19 protein-coding genes are annotated in these 26,031 nt (G+C 61.5%); 9 read left to right on the top strand and 10 right to left on the bottom strand.

The annotated features are described in order from the left end of the window. Positions 1 to 106 precede the first annotated feature (106 nt). From CSQ91_RS27475 to CSQ91_RS27465, 3 genes are all read left to right on the top strand, one after another. Positions 107 to 1,099 carry a porin gene (locus tag CSQ91_RS27475; RefSeq protein ID WP_099390170.1) on the top strand — a complete coding sequence of 331 codons (993 nt, stop codon included), beginning with the start codon at positions 107 to 109 and terminating at the stop codon, positions 1,097 to 1,099. Positions 1,100 to 1,220: 121 nt separating this feature from the next. Continuing rightward, entirely contained in the window at positions 1,221 to 3,131 is a 1,911-nt protein-coding gene (locus CSQ91_RS27470; protein ID WP_034781230.1) for a sensor histidine kinase, read from the top strand. After that, entirely contained in the window at positions 3,124 to 4,467 is a 1,344-nt protein-coding gene (locus tag CSQ91_RS27465; RefSeq protein WP_099390169.1) for a sigma-54-dependent transcriptional regulator, read from the top strand. Before CSQ91_RS27470 ends, CSQ91_RS27465 begins: the two co-directional genes overlap by 8 nt. Here CSQ91_RS27465 and CSQ91_RS27460 read toward each other — a convergent pair whose 3' ends face one another. Both CSQ91_RS27460 and CSQ91_RS27455 read right to left on the bottom strand, forming a co-directional pair. Further along, positions 4,468 to 5,205 (bottom strand): metallophosphoesterase family protein, encoded by a 738-nt coding sequence (locus CSQ91_RS27460; RefSeq protein ID WP_099390168.1) that lies wholly within the window; start codon positions 5,203 to 5,205, stop codon positions 4,468 to 4,470. Continuing rightward, positions 5,202 to 5,777 (bottom strand): GNAT family N-acetyltransferase, encoded by a 576-nt coding sequence (locus tag CSQ91_RS27455; protein WP_373630598.1) that lies wholly within the window; start codon positions 5,775 to 5,777, stop codon positions 5,202 to 5,204. Before CSQ91_RS27455 ends, CSQ91_RS27460 begins: the two co-directional genes overlap by 4 nt. A gap of 168 nt (positions 5,778 to 5,945) precedes the next feature. Here CSQ91_RS27455 and CSQ91_RS27450 point away from each other — a divergent pair, with 168 nt between their 5' ends. Further along, positions 5,946 to 6,794 (top strand): MipA/OmpV family protein, encoded by an 849-nt coding sequence (locus tag CSQ91_RS27450; protein ID WP_099390167.1) that lies wholly within the window; start codon positions 5,946 to 5,948, stop codon positions 6,792 to 6,794. A 6-nt stretch (positions 6,795 to 6,800) separates the two neighbouring features. Here CSQ91_RS27450 and CSQ91_RS27445 read toward each other — a convergent pair whose 3' ends face one another. Then, positions 6,801 to 7,310 (bottom strand): GNAT family N-acetyltransferase, encoded by a 510-nt coding sequence (locus CSQ91_RS27445; RefSeq protein WP_143451108.1) that lies wholly within the window; start codon positions 7,308 to 7,310, stop codon positions 6,801 to 6,803. A gap of 254 nt (positions 7,311 to 7,564) precedes the next feature. On the opposite strand from CSQ91_RS27445, the gene CSQ91_RS27440 reads away from it, so the two are divergent. The 3 genes from CSQ91_RS27440 to CSQ91_RS27430 all read left to right on the top strand — a co-directional run bounded on the left by CSQ91_RS27440 (position 7,565) and on the right by CSQ91_RS27430 (position 12,637). After that, complete coding sequence (locus CSQ91_RS27440) at positions 7,565 to 8,482, top strand: ABC transporter ATP-binding protein (protein ID WP_070280125.1); 918 nt, start codon at positions 7,565 to 7,567, stop codon at positions 8,480 to 8,482. 10 nt (positions 8,483 to 8,492) lie between these two features. After that, on the top strand, positions 8,493 to 12,074 hold the full coding sequence (locus tag CSQ91_RS27435; RefSeq protein WP_099390165.1) for an ABC transporter permease/M1 family aminopeptidase: 3,582 nt from the start codon (positions 8,493 to 8,495) through the stop codon (positions 12,072 to 12,074). 134 nt (positions 12,075 to 12,208) lie between these two features. Next, the gene (locus tag CSQ91_RS27430) at positions 12,209 to 12,637 is read left to right on the top strand and encodes a hypothetical protein (RefSeq protein WP_099390164.1); all 429 of its coding nucleotides are present in this window, start codon (positions 12,209 to 12,211) and stop codon (positions 12,635 to 12,637) included. 6 nt (positions 12,638 to 12,643) lie between these two features. Here the strand turns inward: CSQ91_RS27430 and CSQ91_RS27425 are convergent, their stop codons facing one another. From CSQ91_RS27425 to CSQ91_RS27410, 5 genes are all read right to left on the bottom strand, one after another. Beyond that, positions 12,644 to 13,912 carry an MFS transporter gene (locus CSQ91_RS27425; protein ID WP_180278528.1) on the bottom strand — a complete coding sequence of 423 codons (1,269 nt, stop codon included), beginning with the start codon at positions 13,910 to 13,912 and terminating at the stop codon, positions 12,644 to 12,646. Further along, a complete protein-coding gene (locus tag CSQ91_RS28815) occupies positions 13,887 to 14,645 on the bottom strand; it encodes a nucleotidyltransferase domain-containing protein (RefSeq protein ID WP_143451107.1) in 759 nt (252 codons plus the stop codon). The genes CSQ91_RS27425 and CSQ91_RS28815 overlap by 26 nt, the downstream gene beginning before the upstream one ends. After that, complete coding sequence (locus tag CSQ91_RS27420) at positions 14,642 to 15,727, bottom strand: DUF455 family protein (protein ID WP_099390162.1); 1,086 nt, start codon at positions 15,725 to 15,727, stop codon at positions 14,642 to 14,644. The genes CSQ91_RS28815 and CSQ91_RS27420 overlap by 4 nt, the downstream gene beginning before the upstream one ends. A 108-nt stretch (positions 15,728 to 15,835) precedes the next feature. Beyond that, on the bottom strand, positions 15,836 to 17,026 hold the full coding sequence (locus tag CSQ91_RS27415) for a hypothetical protein (protein WP_139144537.1): 1,191 nt from the start codon (positions 17,024 to 17,026) through the stop codon (positions 15,836 to 15,838). Between the two features lie 65 nt (positions 17,027 to 17,091). Continuing rightward, complete coding sequence (locus CSQ91_RS27410; protein ID WP_131688859.1) at positions 17,092 to 17,316, bottom strand: hypothetical protein; 225 nt, start codon at positions 17,314 to 17,316, stop codon at positions 17,092 to 17,094. Positions 17,317 to 18,647: 1,331 nt separating this feature from the next. Here CSQ91_RS27410 and CSQ91_RS27405 point away from each other — a divergent pair. Beyond that, positions 18,648 to 19,532 (top strand): hypothetical protein, encoded by an 885-nt coding sequence (locus CSQ91_RS27405; protein WP_099390161.1) that lies wholly within the window; start codon positions 18,648 to 18,650, stop codon positions 19,530 to 19,532. A gap of 441 nt (positions 19,533 to 19,973) precedes the next feature. Here CSQ91_RS27405 and CSQ91_RS27395 read toward each other — a convergent pair whose 3' ends face one another. Then, a complete protein-coding gene (locus CSQ91_RS27395; RefSeq protein WP_257217502.1) occupies positions 19,974 to 20,243 on the bottom strand; it encodes an ATP-binding protein in 270 nt (89 codons plus the stop codon). A gap of 150 nt (positions 20,244 to 20,393) precedes the next feature. On the opposite strand from CSQ91_RS27395, the gene CSQ91_RS27390 reads away from it, so the two are divergent. Beyond that, positions 20,394 to 21,992, top strand: coding sequence for an ATP-binding response regulator (locus CSQ91_RS27390; protein ID WP_099390159.1), 1,599 nt, complete (start codon positions 20,394 to 20,396; stop codon positions 21,990 to 21,992). 26 nt (positions 21,993 to 22,018) lie between these two features. Here the strand turns inward: CSQ91_RS27390 and CSQ91_RS27385 are convergent, their stop codons facing one another. After that, on the bottom strand, positions 22,019 to 26,029 hold the full coding sequence (locus CSQ91_RS27385; RefSeq protein WP_099390210.1) for a response regulator: 4,011 nt from the start codon (positions 26,027 to 26,029) through the stop codon (positions 22,019 to 22,021). Positions 26,030 to 26,031 lie beyond the last annotated feature (2 nt).

The following is a 26,031-nucleotide window of genomic DNA, read 5'->3' as shown; positions in this document are numbered from 1 at the left end:
GCGCCATGGCCCGCCACAAGCGGGCCATTTATTTGTTGTCCATGTTGAGTAACAAGCAGTCAGGTAGTGCGATCAGTAGTCATCCCAACTTATTAGAGAGATTTTCATGAAAAAAGTCCTGTTTACCCTGCTGGCCCTTGGCGCAGCTTCCGGCGGCGCGCTGGCCCAATCGAGCGTGACCATCTATGGCGTGGCTGACGCCGGCCTGGTGTTCGACAAGGATGCGGCTGGAGACCGCCTGAACCGCGTCGCTTCCGGCGTCGCCTCGGGCTCGCGCATCGGCTTCAAAGGCAAGGAAGACCTGGGCGGCGGCCTGGCCGCAACCTTCGTGCTGGAAAGCGGTTTCAATATCGACACCGGCACCTCGGGCCAGGGCGGCTTGCTGTTCGGCCGCCAGGCATATGTCGGCCTGACCGGCAGCGCCGGCGCCGTCACCCTGGGCCGCCAATATTCGCCGTACTACCTGGCCCTGCGCGACGTGGCCGATCCGTTTGTCATCGGCCTGGCCGGCACGGCATCGAACCTGATGGCGACGAATATCCGCGTTGACAACATGGTGCAATACACCACGCCAACCTATAGCCACCTGTCGGCCGACTTGGCGTATGGCTTTGGCGAAGTGGCTGGCGACAATTCGAAAAACCGCAGCATGGGCGGCGCCGTGCATTACATCGATGGCCCGCTGAACGTGACCCTGACGCACCACCGCAAGGAAAATGCGCTGGCGACCCAGCAAACGCGCAACACCCTGCTGGCCACGCGCTACGACTTTGGCGTATTGCAAGGTAACTTCGGCTACGCCGACAACCGCGCCCTCGACAACAGCAAGAGCAACGACATCCTGGTCGGCTTCAGCGCACCGTTCGGCGCCACCAAGCTGGTCGCGTCATACATCCGCCACAACGACAAGAGCAATGCCAACCGTGACGCCCAGCAATGGGCCATCGGCGCGTTCTACGCCCTGTCCAAGCGCAGCGACCTGTACACCGGTTACGGCCACATCAGCAACAAGAACGGCGCCACCTTCGTCGTCGGCAATGCCACCGACAATGGCACCGGCAACAGCGGCTTCAACCTGGGCATGCGCCATACCTTCTAAGGACGTCGAGCTGTCCGTGACATAGAAGTGTGAGCCGCCGGATGCATATCCGGCGGCTTTTTCTTTTTACGCAATATTTAAATGCGATACTGTGGGTTCTTGCAAGTTGGCAGCTGATTTTATGAATAGCAGTACTACGAAACCCTCCCTTTCCTGGCGCCAGCGCCTGTCGCAACGGTCGGGCCGCGAAACGCTGGCCTGGGGCGTGGTGCTGGCCGCCTGTCTCGCCACCGTCTGGCTCGTGTATTTCTGGACCGAACGCATCGCCATCGGCAAGCTGCAGGCCAGCGGTGCGCAACGCCTGGAAGTGTATGTCAGCAGCCTGGAAAATGCGCTGGAGAAATACGACTTCCTGCCCAAGACCCTGGAGCTGAACCGCGACGTGATTCGCCTGCTGCAGCACCCGGAAGACCCGGTGCTGGTCGATACGGTCAACCATTACCTCGAGCAGATGAATGACCAGGCAAAATCCTCGACCATTTTTATCAGCAACCTCGACGGCAACACGCGGGCCGCCAGCAACTGGCAGCAGCCCGACAGCTTTATTGGCGACAATATCTCGTTCCGCCCCTACGCCCAGGACGCGTTGCGCGGCACCCCGGGCCGCTTCTATGGCGTGGGCACGACGCGGCTGGAACCCGGTTACTTCTTTGCCCACGGCATCTACCAGAATGGCCACATGCTGGGCCTGGCAACGGTGAAGGTGAACCTGGAAAACCTGGAAAAACGCTGGGTGCAAGGCGCCGACAAGGTCATGCTGGCCGACGAGCATGGCGTGATCTTCCTGAGCTCCATGGCGGACTGGAAGTACAAGACCTTGGCGCCGCTGTCGCCCGCGATCGTCGAGGAACTCAACCGCACGCGCCAGTATTATTCGAAGCAGCTCGCAGCCATCCCCTTCGTTTCCGACCGCCAGCTGGGCAATGGGGCGCGCGTGATCAGTGTGCGCGAACAGGAACATGCCGACACGCCACCGAAGATCAGCTCGAGCGTCATGACGCAGATCAAGCTCAAGTCCCCGCAAGGCTGGACATTTATTTACCTGTCCGACCTGGCGCAAGCGAAGGCCAGCGCGCGCGCGGCGGCCGCCTTCTCTTGCGTGCTGCTGGGCTTTTTCATGCTGCTGTTCTTTTACCTGCGCCAGCGCCGCGCGGCCGTGGCGCAAAAACTGCGCGCCCGCGAAGATCTGCAGCATGCCTATGACAACCTGGAAGCCATGGTCGAGGAACGCACCTCGGAACTAAATGCCATGACGCAAAGCCTGAGCCAGGAAATCGAGGTGCGCAGCAAGGCCGAGCAAAAACTCCACATCACGCAAAACGAACTGTTTCAAGCAGGTAAGATGGCGGTACTGGGACAAATGTCGGCCAGCATCACGCATGAACTCAACCAGCCACTGACGGCGCTGCGCACCATGTCCGACAATGCCGTCATCCTGCTGGAACGGGGACGGCTCGACGACGCGCGGCGCAATCTGGCGAAGATTTCGCAAATTGCGGCCAGGATGGGAACCATTACGGGCCAATTGAAGATTTTTGCGCGCAAGTCGACCACCAGCCTGACCTCCGTCTCGATCCCTACGGCGATCAGCAACGCCCTGTTTCTCGTCGAACGCCGGCTGCAGGTGGAAAATGTGCGTTTTACACTGCAACTGCCGCCCGAAGATATTTTCGCCATGTGCGAAAGCAACCGCCTGGAGCAGGTGCTGGTGAACCTGTATGCCAATGCGCTCGACGCCATGAATGGCAGCGACGTGCGCAGCCTGCGCGTGGCCGTCGAATGCACGCCCGAGCACGTGCTGATCCACGTGGCCGACACGGGGCCCGGCTTGTCCACGGAAGTGTGCGAACACCTGTTCGAACCGTTCTTCACGACCAAGCCGCAAGGCCTGGGTCTGGGCCTGGGACTGGCCATTTCCGAACAGATCACGCGCCAGTTCGGCGGCGTGCTGCGCGCCGAGAACGCCCCCGGCGGCGGCGCCATCTTCACCATCGAACTACAGATTGCAACGCAGGAGGAAAAACATGTTTGACGGCTTGAAGGTCTTGCTGGTCGAGGACGACCCCACCGTACGCGAGGGCAGCGAGCAGGCACTGCAGCTGGCCGGCCTGGACGTGCTGGCGTTTCACTCGGCCGAGCTGGCCTATAAACTGCTGACGCCGGATTTTCCCGGCATCGTGGTCAGCGACGTGCGCCTGCCCGGCATGAGCGGCCTGGAATTGCTGCAAGCGGTCAAGACACTCGATGCCAACCTGCCCGTGATCCTCGTCACGGGCCACGGCGACATCACGATGGCCGTGCACGCCATGCGCACGGGCGCCTACGATTTCATCGAAAAGCCGTATTCGTCCGAGCAACTGGTCGACGTCATCCTGCGCGCGCTGGAAACGCGGCGCCTGACCCTGGAAGTGCACAGCTTGCGCCGGCAACTGGAAGACGGCGGCGGCATCGAAGCGCGGTTACTGGGAAATTCCGTGGCAATGCGCGACATACGGCGCCTGATCCTCGACGTTGCGGACGAACCGGCCGACGTACTGATCTATGGCGACACGGGCACAGGCAAGGAAATGGTGGCCCGCTGCCTGCACGACTTCAGCCACCGCCGCAAGCACAACTTCGTCGCCGTGAACTGCGGCGCGATTCCGGAAAGCATATTTGAAAGCGAGGTCTTCGGCCACGAACCGGGCGCGTTTACGGGCGCGGCCAAGCGGCAGGTGGGCAAGATCGAGCACGCGGATCAAGGCACTTTTTTCCTCGACGAAATCGAAAGCCTGCCCCTGTCCCTGCAAGTCAAATTGCTGCGCGTACTGCAGGAACGCTATATCGAGCGCCTGGGCTCGAACGTGCCCACGCCCGTCGACGTGCGCGTCATCGCGGCAGCCAAGCTGGACCTGGAAGACTTGTCGCAGCAACAGAAATTCCGCAGCGACCTGTACTACCGCCTGAATCTGATCGTGCTGCATCTGCCGCCACTGCGCGAGCGGCGCGAGGATATTCCCATCCTGTTCGAGCACTTCGTGCTGGCCGCCGCCGCCCGCTACAACCGCGCCGCACCCGTCGTCTCCAGCGCGCAGATGCGCAACCTGATGGCGCATTCCTGGCCCGGCAATGTGCGCGAGTTGCGCAATATCGCCGACCGCTTCGTGCTGGGCATCGCCGGTGGCGCCTCGAGCCTGCTGGCGGCCGGACTGGCCAGCCCCCTGTCGCTGGCGGAACAGGTCAACGGCTTCGAACGCGCGCTGATCGAACAGGAACTGCGCGCATATTCCGGCAACGTCAGCGAAGTGAGCACAGTGCTCGGCTTGCCGAAACAGACCTTGTATCACAAGATGCAGAAGTACAACCTGGTGGCGGAAGAGTTCCGCTAATCAGCCGACCCGGCCCGTGCGCAAAGGCGTGACCCAGTCGGGCCGCCCATTCGCCAGCGCCAGCCGGGCCGCCTTTTCCCAGTCATATGCCACGGCATGCAGCTGCGCCGTCCAGGCACCATAGCTTCCCTGTTCGGCGATGGCATAGCGGGCATGCGGCGTGCCGTTTTCCATCACGTGCGGATAACCATGGTCGTCGTCGTAGGCTTGCAAGCCCACGCTGCCCGGATTGACGATCAGCCGCCCATCGGGCAGGCGCACCTGGCGCGGCATGTGCGTATGGCCGCACAGGATCAAGGCCGCGTCCGTCATACCGGCCCGTTCGGCCACCTCCTCCGGCGTGGCCGCGCGGCTGCCTTGCGGCGTGACGCTGTCGAGAAAATATACGAGGTCGCTGCTGGGCGTGCCATGCACGAGCAGCACGTCCTGCCGCAGGCGCACGGTGGCCGGCAGCGCCGCGATCCAGTCCAGCTGCTGCGGCAGCAGTTGCGCGCGCGCATAGGCATCCGAGACGCCCATGCGGGCCGGATCGCCCAGCAACTGGCGCTCGTGGTTGCCGCGGATGGTGGGCAAGTCGAGCGCCATCAGACGCGCCGCCGTGGCGCGCGGCTGCAAATGGCCCGAAACGATATCGCCAAGGTTGACAGTCACGTCCACGCCACGCCGGGCGATGTCGTCCAGCACGGCCTCAAGCGCATCCAGGTTGCCGTGGATATCGGAAATAGCGGCGATTCTCATGTTACCTCCCTGTGCAACCATTCTGCACGCGTCAGACGATACAGGCAATGCGTGCGCAATGCATGTCCTGGCGGTAAGGCCGGATGCTCGAAAGTGGCGGCCTCGCGGCGCATGCCCAGACGCGCCATCAGCGCGCTCGAGCGCACGTTGGGCAGCGCCGTAAACGCGACGATTTCCGGCAGCTGCAAACGCTCGTAACCTGCCTGCAGGGCGGCCTGCGCCGCTTCCTGCGCGTAACCTTGTCCCCAGTAATCGAACGCCAGGCGCCAGCCGATTTCCACGCACGGCGAACATGGCAGTTGCGCAGCGGGAATATGCAAGCCCGTCATGCCGATGAAGGCATCGTTTGCTCGCAAGGCAACGGCCCATAAGCCCCAGCCCCGCTCGTCGATCCAGCCGCTACAGCGCCGCGCCATGGCGTCGCTGGCGTCGCGCGACAGGGCCGCCGGGAAATATGCCATCACGCGGGGATCGGCATTCAGGGCCGCGAACGGCACCAGGTCGCTGTCGCGCCATTGCCGCAGCACCAGTCGCGGCGTCACCAGTTCCATGATTTCCTGCATCGTTTCCATCCCTTCCTTACCAGTCGTTACAGTGGATTTACCGGCGGTAGGACAAGTCCGACGGCCACTTGCGACGTGCGGCTACGTAATTTAAAAGTAACAATTGCTACCATTTCCTCATTGCACTGTTGCCCAAAGCATCGCGACAGTTTTCACTTTATCTTGAGGAGTAGCCCCATGTTTGCCATGTCCGTGTCCACCCGCCTGTCCCCACCACGCCCGCACCACCTCGCCTTGCGCGGCGCCATGATGCTGGGCATGCTGGGCATTGCCACGGCCGCCGCCACGGCGCGGGCCGAACCGTCGCCCACCCTGGACCGTGTCAGCATTTCGGTGGGAGCGTTCTCCGCCGATCCGCGCATCAATGTCGGCGCCGACACGCAGTTTGGCCGCATCGACGCGCCCGAATCGAATCCCAGCCGCACCACCATTCCCCGCATCAAGGCCGAATTGCTGATCGGCGATCATCATGCCCTGGCATTCGACTACTACCGCTACGACAAATCCTACACGCCAACGCTGACCGGCCAGACCACCATCAATGGCCAGCCGGTTTCCGGCACCGCCAAGGCGGACGCCGACCTGAAGCTGGACCTGGCCAAGATGTCCTACCGCTGGTGGCTGGGCAGCGGCAACGACACCTTCGGCATCGGCCTGGGTGCCGCCTACTACAATGCCAACCTGAACGGCACGGCCACCGGCGTCGTCAATGGCGAAACGGCCACGGCGCGCGACTCCATCGGCGAGCACGCGTTCGCGCCGCTGCTGGAAGTGGGCTGGCGCCACGCCTTCACGCCAGACTTGCGCATGTATGCGGAAGCGTCGGGCATCAAGAAAAATGGCGGGCGCATCAATGGCCACATCTACGGCGGCAATATTGGCGTGGAATGGTTTCCGTTCAAGAACATTGGCTTCGTGGCCGATTACGGCATCTCGAAAATCAAGCTGCACCGCGACAGCGAACGCGATGCCGACTTGAACGTGCGCCTGACGGGGCCGTCGGCGTATGTGAAAGTGCGCTTCTAAACGGGTTCAAGCCGCCGGTTTCAGCAAAGTCAGCTGGAACTGCGGCAAGTCCGGATCGTCCCACGCCTCGACGCTGGCAAACGGCAGGCGCGCAAACGCCTGCCGCCAGAATTCGCAGGCAGCGGCATCGTCGCGAAACGTCGCCACCAGCCACGTCTGCGCGCTGTCCAGCAGCACGCGCCGCACCACTTCCAGCGCCACGCCCCGGCGCCGGTATTTCTGCAGGATGAAAAAGTCGCTGAACTCCTGCACGGCCAGCTCGCCCGCCATGCCAGGCTCCGTGATGAAAAAACCGGCCAGTTCGCCATCGACCTCGATCCAGCTGGCCGTGTGGCCGACGCCATGCACATACGATGCCAGCCCCGCATCGCACACCTCATAGCGGCCGTCGGCCAGCAGCGCCTCGCCGCTCCAGGCGGAATTGTCATAACAGTAGAGCTGGAACAGCCGCGCCAATGCGCCCTCTTCGCCCGGGGCAATGGCGCGCAACGCGATGACCTTGTTTATTGCATGCATGAAGAACTTTCCCGCACGATGGCGTTGATCCAGTCCGCGATCTTATCACCGTCACTCATCCCCGCTCTCCGGCATTTCATGCCTGCATTTCCTCCCTTGGTCGCAAAACCATTCTTTTCCTTTCAGTTGCATATACATTATTGTTTTTAAGTAACGTCCGCCATCGCGGCTGATAAAAACAAGGGGGATCCCCTTCCACAGGCCGGCAGGCACGCATCTGCCGGCTTTTAGACCCATGTCCTGGAGAGTGCTGCATGCTAAAGATCAAACAGCTGAACAAAACATATGCGAATGGCGTCAAGGCCATCAACAATGTCAGCCTGGAAATTCCCAATGGAATGTTCGGCTTGCTGGGGCCGAATGGCGCAGGCAAGTCTTCGCTGATGCGTACCATTGCGACATTGCAAGATCCCGATAGCGGCAGCATCCATTTCGACGGCGTCGATGTGTTGCAGGACAAGGCCGGCTTGCGCCGCCAGCTCGGCTATTTGCCACAGGATTTCGGCGTGTATCCGAAGGTCAGTGCGGAAACCCTGCTCAACCACTTTGCCGTCCTGAAAGGCTTGACGGAGAAGGGGCCGCGCAAGGAAGCCGTGGAAGCCTTGTTGCAGCAAACCAATCTGTGGGAAGCGCGCAAGCGCAACCTGGGCACGTATTCGGGCGGCATGCGCCAGCGCTTCGGCATCGCCCAGGCACTGCTGGGCGCGCCGCGCCTGGTGATCGTCGACGAGCCCACTGCCGGCCTGGATCCGGATGAGCGCAACCGCTTCCTGAACCTGCTGGCAAAGATCGGCGAGCAGGTGGTGGTGATCCTGTCGACGCACATCGTCGACGACGTGACGGACCTGTGCCCGCGCATGGCCATGATCGTCAAGGGTCAAGTGCTGGTGCAGGGCGAGCCGCAGGCGGCCATCGACACCTTGCACAACAAGGTGTGGCGCCGCAGCGTCAGCATGGAAGAACTGGCGCAGTACCAGCAGTCGCACAATGTGCTGTCGACGCGCCTGGTGGGCGGCAAACCGCAAATCAATGTGTATGCCGACAGCCAGCCCGACAGCGGCTTCGTGCAGATCGCTCCGGACCTGGAAGACGTGTACTTCCTGCACGTGCGCAACGCGGCCCGCGACGGCGCTGCCGTTCCCGCTGAGGCACCATCCGCCGTCGCGGCGTAAGGAGCACACCATGTGGAAGGAATTTTTCAAGTTTGACCTCGGCTATCAGCTGAAACAGCCGCTGCTGTGGGTATTTGCCGCCGTCATGGCCTTGATGGCCTTTGGCGCCAGCAGCAGCGATTCGATCCAGATCGGCGGCGCCATCGGCAATATCAACCGCAATGCGCCCACCGTGGTGGCGCAGATGCTGGGGATCTTCAGCCTGCTGGCGATGTTTCTCGTCACCGTGTTCATCGCCGGCGCCGTGTTGCGCGATAGCGAAGTCGGCATGGCCGACATGCTGTTCGCCACGCCCATGCGCAAGTGGGATTACCTGTTCGGCCGCTTCGGCGCCGGCTTCGTCGCCTGCCTGGTGATCTTTGTCGCCATCGCCCTGGCCACCATGCTGGGGCCCCTCATGCCATGGGTCGATCCCCAGCGCGTGGGCGCGTTCTCGCTGCACACCTATGCGTGGAGCTTCGCCGTCCTGGTCATCCCCAACCTGCTCTTCATCGGCGCCCTGCTGATGCTGCTGGCCGCCACCACGCGTTCGATGATGCTCGTCTACGTGGGCGTGCTGGGATTCTTCGTGCTGTGGGCCGTGGCCGGCGCCTTTACCCGCGACATCAACAACGAATGGCTTGCCGTCCTGCTCGACCCGTTCGGCGTGCGCGCCTTTGGCCGCATGACGCGCTATTTCACCTCCGCCGAATCGAACGCGGGCCTGCCGCCGTTTTCCGGTTTCCTGCTGGCCAACCGCTTGCTGTGGCTGGGCATCACGGCGCTGCTATTCCTCGCCACCGTCGTGCTGTTCAAGCCGCAGCGCACGGGGACGGGAAAACGCCTGTTCGGCAAGGCCAAGGCCGTGGCTGCCGCACCGGCCGTCACGGCGCCGCTGCACCTGCCGCGCAGCACTCCCGCATTTACTGCCGCGACAGCCTGGCGCCAGTGGTGGCACATCCTGCGCTTCGACGCCGCCGGCGTCTTCAAGAGCCTGCCTTTCCTCGTCATGCTGCTGTTCGGCATGATCAACCTGATCGCGGCCGCCAATGTCGACAAGAACATGTATGGCACGGCCGTGTATCCGATGACGCATTTGCTGTTGCAGCAAATCAGCAACAGCTTCAGCTTCCTCCTGATCATCATCGTCACCTTCTATGCAGGCGAGCTGATCTTCAAGGAACGGCAAGCCAGGATCGCCGACGTCGGCGACGCCATGCCCGTGCCCGACTGGGTGCCCCTGCTGGCCAAATGCACGGCTTTAATCGGCGTCATCGCCGGCTACCTGCTGGCGGGCGTCCTCACGGCCATCGGCTTCCAGCTCGTCAAGGGCGGCGCGCCCGTGGAACTGGGACTGTACCTGCAAGGCACCTTGCTGGGCGCCCTCTTCTTCGTGCTGATGGGCTTGTGCGCCCTGACCCTGCAAGTGCTGTCGAACAACAAGTTCATCGGCTACCTGCTGGTGATCCTGCTGATGGTGGCGCAAGCCGTGCAGGGCATGCTGCACTTCGAACACAAGCTGTACAACTTCGCCGCCACGCCGTCCATCAAGTATTCAGACATGAACGGCTATGGCCACTTCCTGACGGGCTGGGCCTGGTTTGCGCTGTACTGGAGCCTGTTTACCGTGGCCCTCGTCATGCTGGCGCAAGCGTTCTGGGTGCGCGGCCTGTCCAACGGCTGGCGGGCACGCGTGCGCCTGGCAGGCCAGCGATTGCAGGGCCGTACGGGTGCCGCGCTGGCAGCGGTGCTGCTGTGCTGGATAGGCACGGGCAGCTGGATCTTCTACAACACGAATGTGCTGAACCGGTACGAGACATCGAACATCGGCATGGACAAGCAGGCGCGCTACGAAAAATTGTACAAGCGGTACCAGCACTTGCCGCAGCCGAAGATCACGGAAGTCCAGGCCGATGTGGATATTTATCCTGAACAACGCAAGGTGCTGATCAAGGGCCACTACGTGCTGCAAAACAAGACGGCGCAAGCGCTCGACACCCTGCGCATCCAGCTCGACCCCGAGCTGAAAACGGCATGGCTGAACTTGCCCGCGCACAAGGTCGAACTGGACGACAAGGAACTCGGCTTCAGCATCCTCAAGCTGGCCCAGCCCCTGGCACCGGGCGCCACGCTGCCGCTGGAGTTCACGGTGGCCGTCACGCACCAGGGTTTCACCAACAGCGGCGCGCCGGACCAGCTCAACCTGAACGGCAGCTTCTTCAACAACCAGGCCTTTTTCCCCCACTTCGGCTATGCCAAGGAAATGGAATTGCTGGACCGCAATGAACGCCGCAAGCGTGGCCTGGGCGAGCCGCAGCGCATGGCCAAGCTGGAAGACTCTTCCGCGTATGACAACACGGTGCTGGGCGGCGATGCCGACTGGATCCATTTCGACACGACGGTGTCCACCAGCGGCGAGCAGATCGCCCTGGCGCCCGGCTATCTGCAAGGCAGTTGGGAAAAGGATGGCCGCCGCTACTACCGCTACAAGATGGACCAGCCGATGCTGCCCTTCTTTGCCTACCTGTCGGCGCGCTGGGAAGTCAAAAAAGGCGAGTGGCACGGCTTGCCGATCGAAATCTATGTCGACAAGAAACACGGCTATAACACGGACCGCATGATCACGTCCGTGCAAAAGTCGCTCGACTATTACACGACCCAATTCACGCCCTACCAGCACAAGCAGGTACGCATCCTGGAATTCCCCGGCTACCAGAGCTTTGCACAGTCGTTTGCCAACACGATTCCGTATTCGGAAGGCATCGGCTTCATCGCCGACCTGCGCGACAAGGATGACATCGACTATGTGTTCTACGTCACGGCGCATGAAATGGCGCACCAGTGGTGGGGCCACCAGGTGATCGGCGCAAACGTGCAAGGCGCCAGCATGCTGATGGAATCGCTGTCGCAATACTCGGCCCTGATGGTGATGGAAAAGGAATACGGCCGCGACAAGATGCGCCGCTTCCTGCGCTATGAACTGGACCGCTACCTGAGCGGACGCGGCGGCGAAGCCATCGAGGAATTGCCGCTGGCGCGCGTGGAAGGACAGCAATACATCCACTACAACAAGGGCAGCCTGGTGTTCTACCGCCTGCGCGACGAGCTCGGCGAAGAGGCGCTGAACCGTGCCCTGAAACGCTATCTGCAGGACAAGGGCTACCAGCAGGCGCCGTTCACCACCTCGTCGGAATTGCTGGCGTACATCCGCGCCGAAGCGCCGCAGGACAAGCAAGCCCTGATCACGGACCTGTTCGAAAAGATCGTCTTCTACGACAACCGCGTCACGCAAGCGACGGCCGTCAAGCGCCCGGATGGCCAGTGGGATGTCACCATGCAGTTGCACCTGGCCAAACTGGAGTCCGACGGCAAGGGCAAGGAAAGCGCGCGCGCCTATGACGAGCCGGTGGAAATCGCCATCTTCGCGCGCGCGCCGGGCGCCAAGGAGAAAGATGAAAAAGTCGTGTTCACCGACAAGCGCATGTTGTCCGGCAGCGACCCGGTGATCACCATCACGGTGAAGGAAAAACCGTTTGAGGTGGGTGTCGATCCGTACAACAAGATGATCGACCGGGTCTCGCGCGATAACCGCAAGGAAGTCAGTTTCAATTAGGCTTGCGTCAACGTGCTTGACGCAACGCAAACCGGCCGCGGCTTCGACCAGTGCGCGGCCGGTTTTTGTGCCTGGCGTAAGATGGCAAGCATCGCCAGCAACCGCGCTGGTGTCCACTTCAAGGGGAAAACCGCATGCCGCATCGTCCACTGCCCATCCGCGCCAGCCTGTTGCTGGCGGCACTCGTCTTTGCCACGCCCGCCTGGAGCGCCGATCCCATCCACAAGGAAAGCGTGACGTTGACGGCGAACCAGGCCACGCATACGGTCAAGGGCAAGATCAAGGGCTATTCCACGGCCGAATACACGGTGTCAGGCAAGGCGGGACAAGCCCTCAGCGTCAAGCTGAAAACCAATCAGCCATCGAACTACTTCAACATCCGCCAGCAAGGCCAGGATGAAGCCCTGTTCATCGGCTCGACCAGCGGCAACACTTACCAGGCGGCACTGCCGGCCGATGGCGAGTACACGGTGCAGGTGTATTTGATGCGCAATGCGGCGCGCAGGAATGCGGTGGCGAATTACAGCCTGGAAATGAGCATCAAAGAAGCCGCAGCGCATTGATGCGCATCATGCCGGCTTGCTGCCAGCCGAGTATTTGCTGGCGGCGATCGCCAGGCAGGCGGCCAGCAACAGGATGGCGGCCAGGACAAATGCCGCACCGCTGTCGTGGCTGGCAGGATCAACGGCGACCAGCATGGCGAACAGGGCCGGTGTCGCCAGCCCCGCCAGGCTGCCGGCACTCTTGACGGCGCCCTGCAGCCAGCCCTGCTGCCGCGCCGATACGGCACTGGTCAGCAGACCCTGCAGTGCCGGGTTGGCCATCTCTCCCACGCCGAGCAGGAAAATGGCCAGGTACGCCCCCGCCGATTGGCGCGACAGGGCAAGGCACAAGAAGCCGGTACAGCAGCCGGCATAGGCCAGCATGGCCGTGCGCCGCGGGCCGTATCGCGTCATCAGAAACGGTGCACATTTCATCTGCGCCACACCGCCCCAGCCTGCCAGCACGGCAAGCATCAAGCCTACCTGGGTGGAGTCCCAGCCATACCGCTGTTGCGTGTAAAACACGAACGCCACGGAAATCGACCAGTGCGCGCTGGCCACCAGCAGATACGCGAGGGTCAGGAAACGCAGTTCGGGACGCCTGGCCAGCTCGAACACGGCACCGAATGGATTGCTCATGCGCCAGCTGACGGGAACGCGCTTGTCCGGAGGCAAAGACTCGGGCAAGACCAGCACGCCATACAGGAGATTGCCGAGCGACAGCCAGCCGGCAAGGTGGAAGGGCAAACGCACATCGATATTGCCCAGCCAGCCACCCAGGGCCGGCCCCGCCACCAGTCCCATGCTGTACGCCGCGCCCATCGAGGCAAACGCGCGGGTGCGCGCGGCGCCTTCGGAACAGTCCGCAATAAATGCATAGGCGATGCCAAAGCTGGAGGCGGTGATGCCGCACAAGATACGCCCCAGCACCAATTGGCCCAGCGTTTCAGTGTCCGCCAGGCAAAAGAAATACACGGCCACACCCAGGTTCGACAATAACAGCAACGGGCGCCGGCCAAAGCGGTCAGACAATGCGCCCAGCAGTGGCAAGGCAAACATTTGCGACAGCGAAAACAGCATCCCCAGATAACCGAGCCATAACACGGGCTGGGCGGGACTGTCCCTCAATTGCAGCAACAGGCGCGGCAAGACAGGGGCCACCAGTCCCGCGCACAGGACGTCGATCAGGACGGTCATGAAGACCAGCGGAAAACCGAACAGCTGTACCGGCCGCCCCTGCACCGTGCGCATCAACACAGTGCCAGCCGTCTCAGGCGGCAAGCGCGGGCGTGTCACTCTTCCATTCCGCCGGCGCATGCAGGGTATACCCGTCGAGCAAGGGTCCGCCATACGGCTGCAGCGCACGCGCGACCAGGTCGCCAAACGCCTGCCTGCCGGCGGGTGGGTCGAGCAGGATCGCGCGCATGGCGGCATGCAGGTCATCCGCAATCGCTGGGCTATGGGCCCTGAGCCGGCGCGCCAGATGCTTGCCGACGCCACTCCACGCGCCCCCGGCACGCAGCACGAAATTGGCCAGCACGTCATACAGCTTGGTGGCGATCGCCAGTGTTTCCTCGGCTACCGTGCTGTCAACGAGGTCTTCCAGCAAGGTCGTGATTTCATAGCGCCGGCTGGCCAGGGCATCGGGCGTCAGCGCTGGCGGGCCTTCATCGTAAATGGCTTGCGCCAGCTGGTACAGGGCGGCGGACGCGCTCGTCTGCGGCAAGAGATTCCTGCCCTCGATGACCATCATCGCCATCGGGATCCGGCCACCGGGACGGTCCATCTTGCGGCAAAAGTAATCGAAGGAGCGCAAGTCATGGCCATACAATTCCACCGTCTGCCGGCCCAGCTTGAGCGTCTCGCGCCAGGCATGCGGCACGTTCTCGAACAGGACCAGAAGGTCGATATCCGATGTGGCCGTTCCCTGGCCGCGCGCGATGGAACCGCCGATGATCGCCGCCTGGGCATGCGGATAGGCGGGCAGGATGTGTTGTTCCACCAACTGGCGGGCTGCGTCGAAATTCATTCCATCATCCCCTGCAGATCAGGTAACTCCACCGCTTGCGAACGGTCCCGCTGGCGTTCGATTTCCGTCGCGCTGAAACCGACATACTGGCGCGCGGCGGCATTGAAAAACCGCCCGCCGATCACGCTCACCTTGGACGACTCTTCCAAGGTGCGCAAACGCTGCACGGCCTGCGCACCGAGCAGGGTATGAAAACTGGCCAGGCCATTCTTCACGTGGTTGACCTCGTCGATATAAATGCATTCATGCAGCAGGGAAATATCAGCGCGCCCGATGGCACGGTACAGCTCCGCATAGTACAGGTCGGCACCCAGCGAAAAGCCTTCGCCGATCACTTGCTCGAGGCCGATGCAGTCTGCCGCATTCTGCGCCGCCCGGCAGCTTTTCCAGATGCCCAGGGATACCGGCGTTTCGCCGATGCGGCCCCCCTCATTCGCCAATGCGCCCAGCAACAGCTGCGCGTGGCGGAATTCTTCCGCGCACTGCAAGGTCAGCGATTCGGCCACGGCGCCCGGCAACTCCGGGAATCGCAGCACCAGCATGGCGCACACTTCGCCGGCGCATACTTCCACATTGAAAATCTGCTGGTGCAATTTCCTGCGCGGATAATCACGGTCCAGCTCATAGCGCACGTAGTCGACGATCTCCAGCTGCTCGGGTCGCCCGGGCAGCTCGGGACAATCCCACTGCGCCGGCAGCACCTGGCCTTCGAGGCGCTGGCAACCGCTCTGCATGGCAGGCAGTAACCACAGGACCTTCTGTGCCGCCAGCTCGCTCTTGGCCCACAAGCCGAGCGAGGCGAGCGCCTGCATGCTGTGCCGGAGGGTAGCGAAATGCGCGTCGATGTGCACGCCCTCATCCCCGCAATGCGGGGCGCCGGGCGCTTCGCCCAGGGCAAAGCTCTGGCAGCAATCCTGTACCGTCGACAGTGCCTGCTGCGCCGCATGCAAGGTCATGGACCACGCGATCTTGCCAGCCACCTCGCGTTCCGTAATCAACGCATACGCCGAGGCGTTCCGGATGGCCGCAAGGGCGTGGGCGGCGGCAGCCAGGTGTGCCGTGTGTTCTTTGATGACGGACATATCATTCCCAACGGTAGCTAATGGAGTATCAACAGCATCTGAACAACCGTGGCGCGCGGCAATGCGAAGGATGCCCAGGGCAAGGCGCGCCAGCGGTTGTCCGGCAGGCTAGGCGGTGGTGCGCAACATCCTGAGGAAGCGCTCCCTCAGTGCCCAGTTCACGGGCTCGAGCGTCTCATAGCCCAGCACCTCATCCACAGGGAACACCGTCTCCCCGGCAGAACCTTCCTTTGCCGCCCAGCGCAACATTTTCTCGGGCAGGCCGGGAAATGCCGACGCCATCCAGTACGCCATCGAATAATACGCGTTGCGCCCCTCCGCATAGCCCGGATAACGGTCGGCGTAATTCGAGAACGAATATTTGGGGAAGCAGCCGTCGATGATTTTCTTGGGCGTCATCCACAGGGGATAGACCAGGGTGACATCGCCGATCGGGCGGGCCGGCAGCGGCAACAACCGGCGCTCGGTCGCCATGATCGCGAACATCTCGCCCAGCAAGTCTTCGAAATTCAGGCCGGTGGCGATGAATTTCGCGTCCAGCGATTTGGCCACGCTCGTCAGTACGCGCCGGATGATCAGGGTGCCGAGGAATTCGAAGTCATCGTCGGGAAATTCCCGGGCAAAACGGTCGGTGATGCCCAGGCCGCCAGCACTGGCGCCGAGTATCGCTTTCGATTCTTCTTCCGATACCACGGTCAGCGGCAGATTGTAGGCCTGCGCCAGCTCGCGCGCGCGCGGAACGCCGGAATTCCACTCGCCCGGTCCTTCGATAATGACCGGATGGATGTCAATCGGGAACTCGTCAAATTGCGACAGGGCATACAGCAGGGCATTGCTGTCGCCTCCGCCACTCACGCCGACCACCAGCTTGTCGCCAGGCGACAGGGTGTCGCGCAGCGTTTGTGCCACGGCATCGCGCACGGCCAGCTTGCACTCGTTCGACGAGAGGCGTTTCAGGATATTCGGGCCACCCTTTGCCGCGCCGTTGGCGTAGATATATTCAGCAACGGCTTCTTCATTGTTGGCTGGCGGGGAAACCTGCAAGGTGTTGTTGGTGTGCAGAAAAGGATCAATATTTCTTTGAAAAAATGCAAAGACTTGCCGGTCCGGCGGAATCGAACTGCCAGTTTCACTCAGGCAGGGAAAAAGGGTATAGGCGCCGGATGGGTCGCGCAGATAGGTCGCCACCGCCGTCCAGGGCACATGATTGCGCGCCAGGGCATCGAGCACGCGCTCGTCTTCGCCGATGTCAAAACTGGATGTTCCATGGGTCGTTACTACAATTAATTCTCGATTCATTGAGCTTCCCTCGGATAAAGCCCAAGGTGGGCTAGGCCTAGCACCACCTTGGGCACAGTCAGTGATTACATCGACGACAGTACGGTGCTCGGGCCAACGATGCACTCGAGGTTGTTGCGCGAGCATTTCGGAGCGGCGCCGTGCATGCGGCTGTTTTCCAGCGCGGCAATATCCAGTGCGGCAACGGCGACATTGCTGGCAGGAGCGATATCGCGGCTGGCGCGTTTCAGGGAATAGCCAGAGGTATTGAAAGACCCGGTACCATGAACCACTTGAGTGTTACTAATCATAAGTTTCTCCTTGAGTGATGGACCTGCGCTCGGAACCGCAAAAAATGCACGCTTCCGGCCACCGGCAAAGGGCGGCGTAGATTATTTTATAAGCTTTCATCTACGACATTCTCTCGTTTTGTCACCACCGGGCAGTAAACTGTATCGACAGCGGTTTTGGCTCCCTCAAACAATAGTGCGCTTCGGCCTGTGCGCTGGACGTGCGCGCTTGTGCCGCGCCAAAGAAAAATGCCCTGCACATCAAGGATGTGCAGGGCATTGCTGATGACATGATGTGTTCCGATCAAAATGGTTATGCGCAACAAAAAGTGTAAACAGCCTTGTAAGCCTCTACACTAAAGGCTCCTGCGAAATCATAGACAAAAAAATGTCAACAAATAGCCTTTTTTCACGCAGTTGTTTACATTTTTTCTCTAATTGCCGAGATCATTGTGCAACTTCACGCTCTGGCACATCAGCACACGTTCTCCCCCTGAGACACGACCATGTCTGAGAGCGAAGTCAGCCGACAGCAAAATTCAGGCAGTAGAAAACAGGTGAAGGTTGTGGCTAGCAAGTGACAATAGCGGTCTGATGCAATTTATGTTTCGCCGTCACTCGGTGCATGTCTGTACAGAGGAATGGGGTGGGCGGACATCGCCATACACATACTGCAAGACGAACTGTTCGGGGTCAGTCCAAGTAGACGACTTGGTCAAGAGGCGAGCTGCAAGAGGTAGTGGAGAAATGAATAAAACTTAAGCAATGCCGCATAGCGACCCGTGAATAGTAATCGGTCTTTTAACTAAGGTCCACTACAAATAGGTTGTAAAATTCATTCGTATTCAGGATGTTCACTATGCAACCGGAGGATACCGAGTAGTGCCACGCTAATCACTCCGATCTCCTTCCGATAAGACAGGTGGAATTGTGCTACTCACGTGAGTCAGATTCCCTTGAAAATTCGTGGGGAAAGTGGGTCAATTTCCGCCTACAACCTGTCGGAAATGGATGAGTACTTCCTGAAGAACTACGCCTATGCCCGCTGCCTCTGGCTCACCAGCAATCGAAGAAATTCCGCGGGTGGCGTCCATATCTCGAGATAGTGGAACACGCGGACTAGTCGAGTAACCATCTGACGCGACATTGGTGCCAATTATATGACCGGCAGCACTGTTACTTCCATCGTTATCTATTAGAAATATTCGTTGTGTACAATGCTTTCCCAGGTCGACAGTTCATTCCTTGATGAGGGTTAGATAGCTATGCAATGTTGTGGGAAGACCAAAAAATTTAAGCGGTGCCAGAATTCAACTCGTTTTTTGTTCTGCCGTCATCATGTATGGCAGCCCGTGACTGCTACGCTTGCTGTCCTGTCCGTTATAGGCCTTGGCGCAGGCCTTTTCCAAGATGCGTTTAAGCCTCTTGCCGAGAAGATGGCTGTATATGAGGAACTCGAAAAACCTGTTGCAGTCGAGTTGAAGGCAAACCGACGGACGGTGGCAGAATGGGAACAGAACCCTGATCCAACTGCTAATAAATCGGATGTTGTAACGATTTTGCTTGATAGGCAGCCTAAAAAAACCTTAGAAATTTACCATCAAGCGAAAGACCAGCGATTCAAGGAATATCCACCAACGTTTCCCTTAGCAGACTTTTTCTTATCGACTGCGGTTGACAATCAGGTCGTTGATTTGGACGGGGACGGTGTTAGCGAGATAGTGCTGACCCTTACGAACCAAATATATAGCCTGCACCCCGACGGCCAGGTAAATGTTTTAATCTATAGTCCACTCGGACAGCTGCTTGCTCGCACCCCGTACCCCCGTGATATTCCTGGGTTTTTGATCGAGCTTCTGGGCCCATATAGCGCATACAAGACCACCGCCGTAATGCAGGATGCGATTTCAGGAACGACGGAAAGCACTACGTTCGCCAACGATTTCTCGGTTATAACTCGGGGCGGAAAGAAGTATCTGCAGTTTTCTTGGGTGATCGACAATGCCGGGTATGCTGGGCCTCATTTGCATCAAGTGGAAGAGTTCGAGTTTGTTGATAGCAAACTGCGTCCAAATGGTAGTCCCAATTTGTATATAGTAGACGGATGGGGACAGGCAGCATCTGGGCAGCATGTCCCTTCGATCCAACAGGCACTAAAGTTTTTGAAGGAGCACAACCAACCTAGCTTCTCAGAGTTGCTCAAGCACGGCTACCCAAGGCACCCAAAAGCCCAGTAAGCAGCCGCATGCAAATGGCGTGGTGTAAATCGCCACGACCATCGTAGACACTCCTGGGATGCCCACAGAATTCGGAAAAAATAGTACGTTAAGGATTTTCGCCAGTCCGAAGCGGCCGGAATTTTCCATCTTCAACGTTCCTGCTCTGCCGCCAAACGTAATCGCCGGTCAGGTTGATGTGCTCCCAGCCCAGCGGCGACAGGTATCGCAGCATGCCGTCGTCGGGCAGCTTGCCGGCTTGTTGGCGCCGACCTAAAATTGACCCACCGCGCCGATCCAAATTTGACCCAGGGCGGGGTGCTGCTTTTTTGAGTGGTAGCTGTGGATAAGTGTACCAAAAATATGGAAAGTGAATTCGTGGAGGGCGAAGCCCGGAACGAATTCCACTTCCGCTTTCGCGCTTTATTTAACGATATAAACGATTTAGTTCATTATTCGTTTTTACTCGCTTTCATCCTCCCCAGCGGCGTTCGGGTCTGCCTTGTCCGCTTTGCGCTTCTGTTCCCGCGCCTTGATCCTGCCCTTCGCCGCCATGCTGCTGTGCTGGAAGCGGTACGACTCGTTACCGGTCTCCACGATGTGGCAATGGTGGGTCAGCCGGTCCAGCAGCGCCGTGGTCATCTTGGCGTCGCCGAACACGTTCGACCATTCGGCGAAGCGTAAGCGTCTGCCCAGTGACGTCTTGGCTAGTTGCGGGATTTGATCGATGATGGCGTCACAGCGATTGACGTTTTTATACAGCCTGGGCCAGAAGCCGACCTTGACGGCTTGAAATGCTTTCGTTTCAAATCGATAAAAAAATGCCGCATAATAAATGAAACGGTGTGCTACCCCACGTAGCAGGCCTCACATGGGGGAGACATGGCACAAGTGCTGAGAATACTGGTGGTTGATGATGTTGAAACAATGCGCAAGGTCACGGCTGGCCAACTGGCCTCGCTTGGCTACGGATCGGTGGATCTCGCAGCCGATGGCTCTGAAGCTTGGCGCATGATTGAGCGCAAGCGTTATGATTTGGTGATCTCCGACTGGAATATGCCGGCGTTGACCGGCATCGCCCTACTGCAGATGATTCGTTCCAGTCCGCGCCATGTGCACATGCCGTTCATTATGATCACCGCCGAGGCCGAGCGCAGCCGCATCGAAACGGCCATCAGCAGCGGTGTCAGCGACCTGCTAGTCAAACCCTACACGGCGGGCCGGCTGGCCACCAGCATCAAGCGGGCGATGGCGCATCAGGTTGCAGCACCGGCGCCGGATAAGGAAACGAACATCGACGCGCCGCAGGCCGCCACACCCGTGGACGATGTGATCGTCAAGCCACCGGTGGCGGTCCATTTACAATCAAGGGAACCGTTGCCTCCGACATTGCTCCTGGTCGACGACACCGCTGACAACTTGTACGTGCTGGCCAATGTGTTCAAGGGCCGCTACCGCATCAAGGCAGCGCACAACGGCGAGAAAGCACTGGCCTTGTGCTGTGGCGACACGCCGCCAGACCTAGTGCTGCTGGACGTGATGATGCCCGCCATGGACGGTTTTGAAGTGGCGCGCCGCATGCGCGAGCATCCCAGCGCAGAAAATGTACCCATCATCTTCGTCACCGCCCTTACCGACGACGCCGCGCGCCTGCAAGGCATGGAGTTGGGTGCGGTGGACTTCATTACCAAGCCAATCGACCCGGCCCAGCTGAAGCTGCGGGTCGACAACTTCATGCGTTACGTCGAGCTGCGCCGCCACCTGCAAGCCGATTACGACAACATGCTCGCCATCGCCCGCCTGCGCGATGACGTCGAGGCCATGACGCGGCACGACCTCAAGGGACCGCTAGCCGGCGCCATCGGCATAGTGCAGTCGCTGATCGACGCCGCCGACATGGACCGCCGACAGCTTGAGAATTTGCGGCTGGCCGAGCAGGCCATGCTGCAGGTGACCGACATGGTCAACCTGTCCACCGAGCTGTACAAGATCGAGACGGGAAAATACGTGCTCCATGCAGCGCCGCTGCCCATCAGCGACATGTTGCGGCGGGTGGTTGAGACGGCACGTGCCACTTACGCGGGTAAGCAGCTGGTGTTGGCGGTCGACACCGATTTCGATGTCGGCATCGACGCCCCGCTGGCACTGGGCGATGCCATGCTGACCTATTCGCTGCTGAATAATCTGATCAAGAACGCCTGCGAGGCAGCGCCAGAGCGCACCCGTGTCATTGCCACGCTGTACGCCGGAAGCCCGTTGCGCATCGAGATAGTCAACAAGGGTGTGATCCCGGAACCGATACGCGAACGCTTCTTTGACAAGTTCGTCACCGACGGTAAGTCCGGCGGCACCGGCCTGGGCACGTATTCGGCACGCCTGCTGGCGCGCGCGCAATACGGCGACGTGGCCTTCGCCGTCGATGACGAGCTCCAGACCACCACCCTGATTGTCAGCCTGCCGTCGGTGCCGCCCCCGGCCTAAGGCGAATCGCGCGGCGGCCTTGCTTGTCAGGCTGGCTGCACCACGGCATCAAGCGCTTCCAGCGCAGCGTCGAAGTCGAAGCGTTCAATTGCCTGGCTGACTTTGCGCAGCTGTCGCGCCAGCGGGTGGCCGGCGGCTTGCGATTCCAATGTCTCCAGCACATCCAGCGCGGCGGTGTCGCTGTCGGCCAGCAGCTTGCGCAGCTGGGCAAGTGTGGCGGCCGCGTCCGGCGGCAGGGCGGGAGCCGCTGCGATGGCCCCGGCCCGGGTGTTCTCTGCCGCTGCAGTATAGTTGCCCAGTGCCGCCAGGCCGAGCAGCACCGGCGCCAGTTCGTTTTCGACCGCCGTCAGCAGCACAGCCAGTTCGGCTTCGGCTACACCAGCTTTGCATGCCAGTTCCAGTGCGGTAGCTGTCGCCGCCACGCCTTTGGCACCGACGTTGCCGGCGGTGCCGCGCAAGGTGTGGGCTACCCGCGCCGCCGCTGTGGGGTCATCGCTTTGCCGCGCAGCCTCAAATTCCCCCCGCAGTCTAGCGTGGCCGTCGCGGAAGCGCACCAGCATGCGCAGGTAAAGGTCCTGCCGGCCCATGCTGGTCGCCAGGCCGGCGCGCTGGTCGATACCGGGGAGTTCGGCAGGTAGGGCCGCAACCACTTTGCCTGCGGAATCTGGCTGCCCCGCTGGGGGCGCTGCTAATGCCGACTGCGCCGGGCGGATCCACTTGCTCATGGTGGCGAACATGGCGGTGACGTTCAGCGGCTTGGAGATGTGGTCATTCATGCCGGCAGTCAACGCCATTTCGCGGTCGCCGGCCATGGCGTTGGCGGTCATGGCGATGATCGGCAGCTGAGCGTAGCGGGGTTGGGCGCGCAGGCGGCGGGTGGCTTCGTAGCCATCCATCACTGGCATCTGGCAGTCCATCAGCACGCCGTCGAAGGCGACGGGCCCGGCTTGAGCCAGTAGGTCCAGCGCCTGTTGCCCATCGCCTACGATGGTGAGCACGATGCCAGCGCTTTCAAGCAGCTCGCGCGCTAGCTCCTGGTTCATATCGTTGTCCTCGGCCAGCAGCAGGCGGGCGCCGGCCATGCGGGCCTGGTCGGCCGCGCTGCGGTCCTGTCGCTCTGCCTGGCGCGTTTCGGCCACCACGCCCTTGCCCAGTACCTCGCCGATTGCTTCGAGCAGCGTCGACGGGGTGACTGGCTTGGTCAGCACGGCTGGCAGCGCCACCTGCTGGAGCGCCGCCGCTTCCTGAGCGTCGTCCCGGCCGAAGGCAGTCACCATAATGACAGAAGGGATGTGAGTCACGGCGCCGCTCTGCATGCGCTGCAGCGTTTCGACGCCGTCCATGCCCGGCATGCGCCAGTCCAGTAGCACCAAGTCGTAGGGCAGGCTTTTGCGCTCAGCCTCGACCATGGTGCGCAGCGCGCTGTGGCCGCTGTCGGCGAGGTCCACCTCCAAGCCGAAACTGCGCGCCATGGTCGACAAGATTTCGCGCGCGCTGGCGTTGTCGTCGACCACCAGCACGCGCAGGCCGAGCAGCTCGTCGGCGTGGAACATGCGGCGCGGCTGCACCTCGGTCTGGCGTCCGAAACGGGCGCTGAAGTGGAAGGTCGAGCCCTCGCCCGGCATGCTCTCGACCCAGATCCGGCCATCCATCAGCTCCACCAGCTTCTTGGAGATGGCCAGGCCCAGCCCGGTGCCGCCGTACTTGCGCGTGGTTGAGCTGTCGGCCTGGCTGAAGGACTGGAACAGGCGCTCGCACTGTTCGAGCGTCATGCCGATGCCGCTGTCGCGCACCCAGAAGTGCAGCTCGACCTGTTCCCCGGCCTCGGCCGCCAGCTCGACCCCGACCACGATCTCGCCGCGCTCGGTGAACTTGGCGGCGTTGTTGCCGAGGTTGACCAGCACCTGGCCCAGCCGTAGCGAATCTCCCACCAGCGCCGTGGGGAGGTCGGCCGGAGTGGCGAACAACAGTTCCAGGCCCTTGTCCTCGGCCTTCAGGCCGATCATGTTGGCGAAGTTTTCCAGCACGTCCTCCAGCCGGAACGGCGCCTGCTCGATGCTCATCTTGCCCGCTTCGATCTTGGAGAAGTCGAGGATGTCGTTGATGATGCCCAGCAGGTTCTCGGCCGAGCGGTGCACCTTCTCGATGTAGTTGCGCTGTTTTTTGTCGAGATCGGTGCGCAGCGCCAGGTGGCTCATGCCGATGATGGCGTTCATCGGCGTGCGGATTTCGTGGCTCATATTGGCCAGGAAGTCACTCTTGGCGCGGGTGGCGTCCTCGGCGATCTCCTTGGCGCGCAGCACTTCGGCCTCGGCCAGCTTGCGGTCGCTGATGTCGCGCACCGAGGCGCACACGCACACGCCGCGCTCGGCGATGGCCGGTAGCCGCGACAGGCCGATCTCGACCGAGAAGCGGCTGCCGTCCTTGCGCATGCCGTGCAGGTCGGCGCCGACCGTGCCCATCTGGCGCGCAGTACCGTGCGCGATGAAGCCGTCGCGCGAGCCGACGTGGCGCCCGTGCGCCTCCGGCGGCACCAGGACTTCGATCGGCAGGCCGGCCAGCTCGCCGGCCTGGTAGCCGAACAGCTGGTCGAGCTGCGGGTTGGTCATCATGATCAGGCCCTGGGCGTCGATCACCAGCATGCCGTCGGGTGCCGCCTCGATGATGCCGCGATACCAGGCCTCGGTGGCTTTCAGCGCCACCTGCTGCGCTTCGAGTTCGGCGGCCATGGTCTGCACCGCGTGGCTGCGCGCCTTGATTTCCAGCGACATCGCCAGCTTGGGCAGCAGCTCGTCCATCAGCACGCGACCCGATTCGCTGGGAGCGTCGAAGCCGGCCAGCTCCAGCACGCCCATCAGGCGCTCGCCGTGCAGCAGTGGCAGTACCTGCAGGTGGCGTGGGCGCGACCGCCCCAGCTGCGAGAGAATCTGCGCGTAGTCGTCCGGCAGGGCGTCGAGCCGGAGCGGCTGGCGGTCCTGCGCGCACTGGCCCAGCAGGCCGCTACCCAGCGCCAGTTGCGGCGCCGGCGGATGGTCCGGATCGGTGGCGTAGCTGGCGGCCAGGCGCAGTGCGGCGGCGTCTTCGTCAAGCAGGTAGAGCGCGCCCTGGCCAGCCTGCACCAGCGGCGCGAGTAGCGTCAACAGGCGCTGCGCGGCCTGGTCCAGGCTGGCCGCCTGCTGCAGTTCGGCCTGGATCGAGGCTTCCTGCGACTTGATCCAGCGCTGCATGTCGAGCTGGCGCGATTCGACCTGCAGCTTGGCGATGGCGCGGGCCAGGTCGCCGGTTTCGTTCTGGTAGTCGGTGTGCGGGATCACGCTGTCGAGCTGGCCGGCGGCCAGCGCATCGACCGCCTCGCGCAGGCGGTTGACCGGGCGCCTGATCGACAGGCTGATCCACCAGGCGCATAGCAGCGCCACCGCCAGGCCGCCGATCAGCAGGGCGTAGGTGAGGGTGCTGCTGGTGAGCGCGAACTGGCGGATATGGTAAATGGTGCTGCGGGCGTTGGAGTCCTTGACGGCGGCGATCTCGGCCATCTGCAGGTCGGCCGTGCGCATGGCCTGCTGGAAGCGTTCGCTGTTGAGCAAGGCGTTGGCCTCGGCATTGCGATTCTCGCGCGTCAGCTCCATGGCCTCGTCGGCGATGCGTTCGGCGCGCGCCAGCATGGTTTCGAAGATGGCATAGCGTTGCTGATTGTCGGTACGCAGCAACGTGGCGCGGGCCTCGCCGGCAGCGAAATGCAACTGCTCGCGCGCCTTGTCGAGCTGTTCCAGCGCCTCGTCGACGGCAACAGGGTCCGGGGCGTTGGCCACCTTGTGCAGCATTAGCTCGAAGCGGGTGAGCTGGATGCGGGCTTCCTTGACTTGCACGATGCCGATCATGCCCTCGCTGAGCAGGTGCTGCATGTCGCCGCTTAGCTGGTCCTGGGTGCGCAGGCTTTGCACGCCCAGCGCCAAGGCCAGCAACAGCACCGCGCAGAAACCGGCCGCCAGCTTCTGGCGCAGGCGCAGCCGTTCAACATAGGCCAGGGGCGAACGCATGC

The organism is Janthinobacterium sp. BJB301, assembly GCF_002735685.1.
Lineage (GTDB): Bacteria > Pseudomonadota > Gammaproteobacteria > Burkholderiales > Burkholderiaceae_D > Janthinobacterium > Janthinobacterium lividum.
Note: the sequence above shows the minus strand (reverse complement) of the source record. Positions and strands in the feature narration are given on the sequence as shown.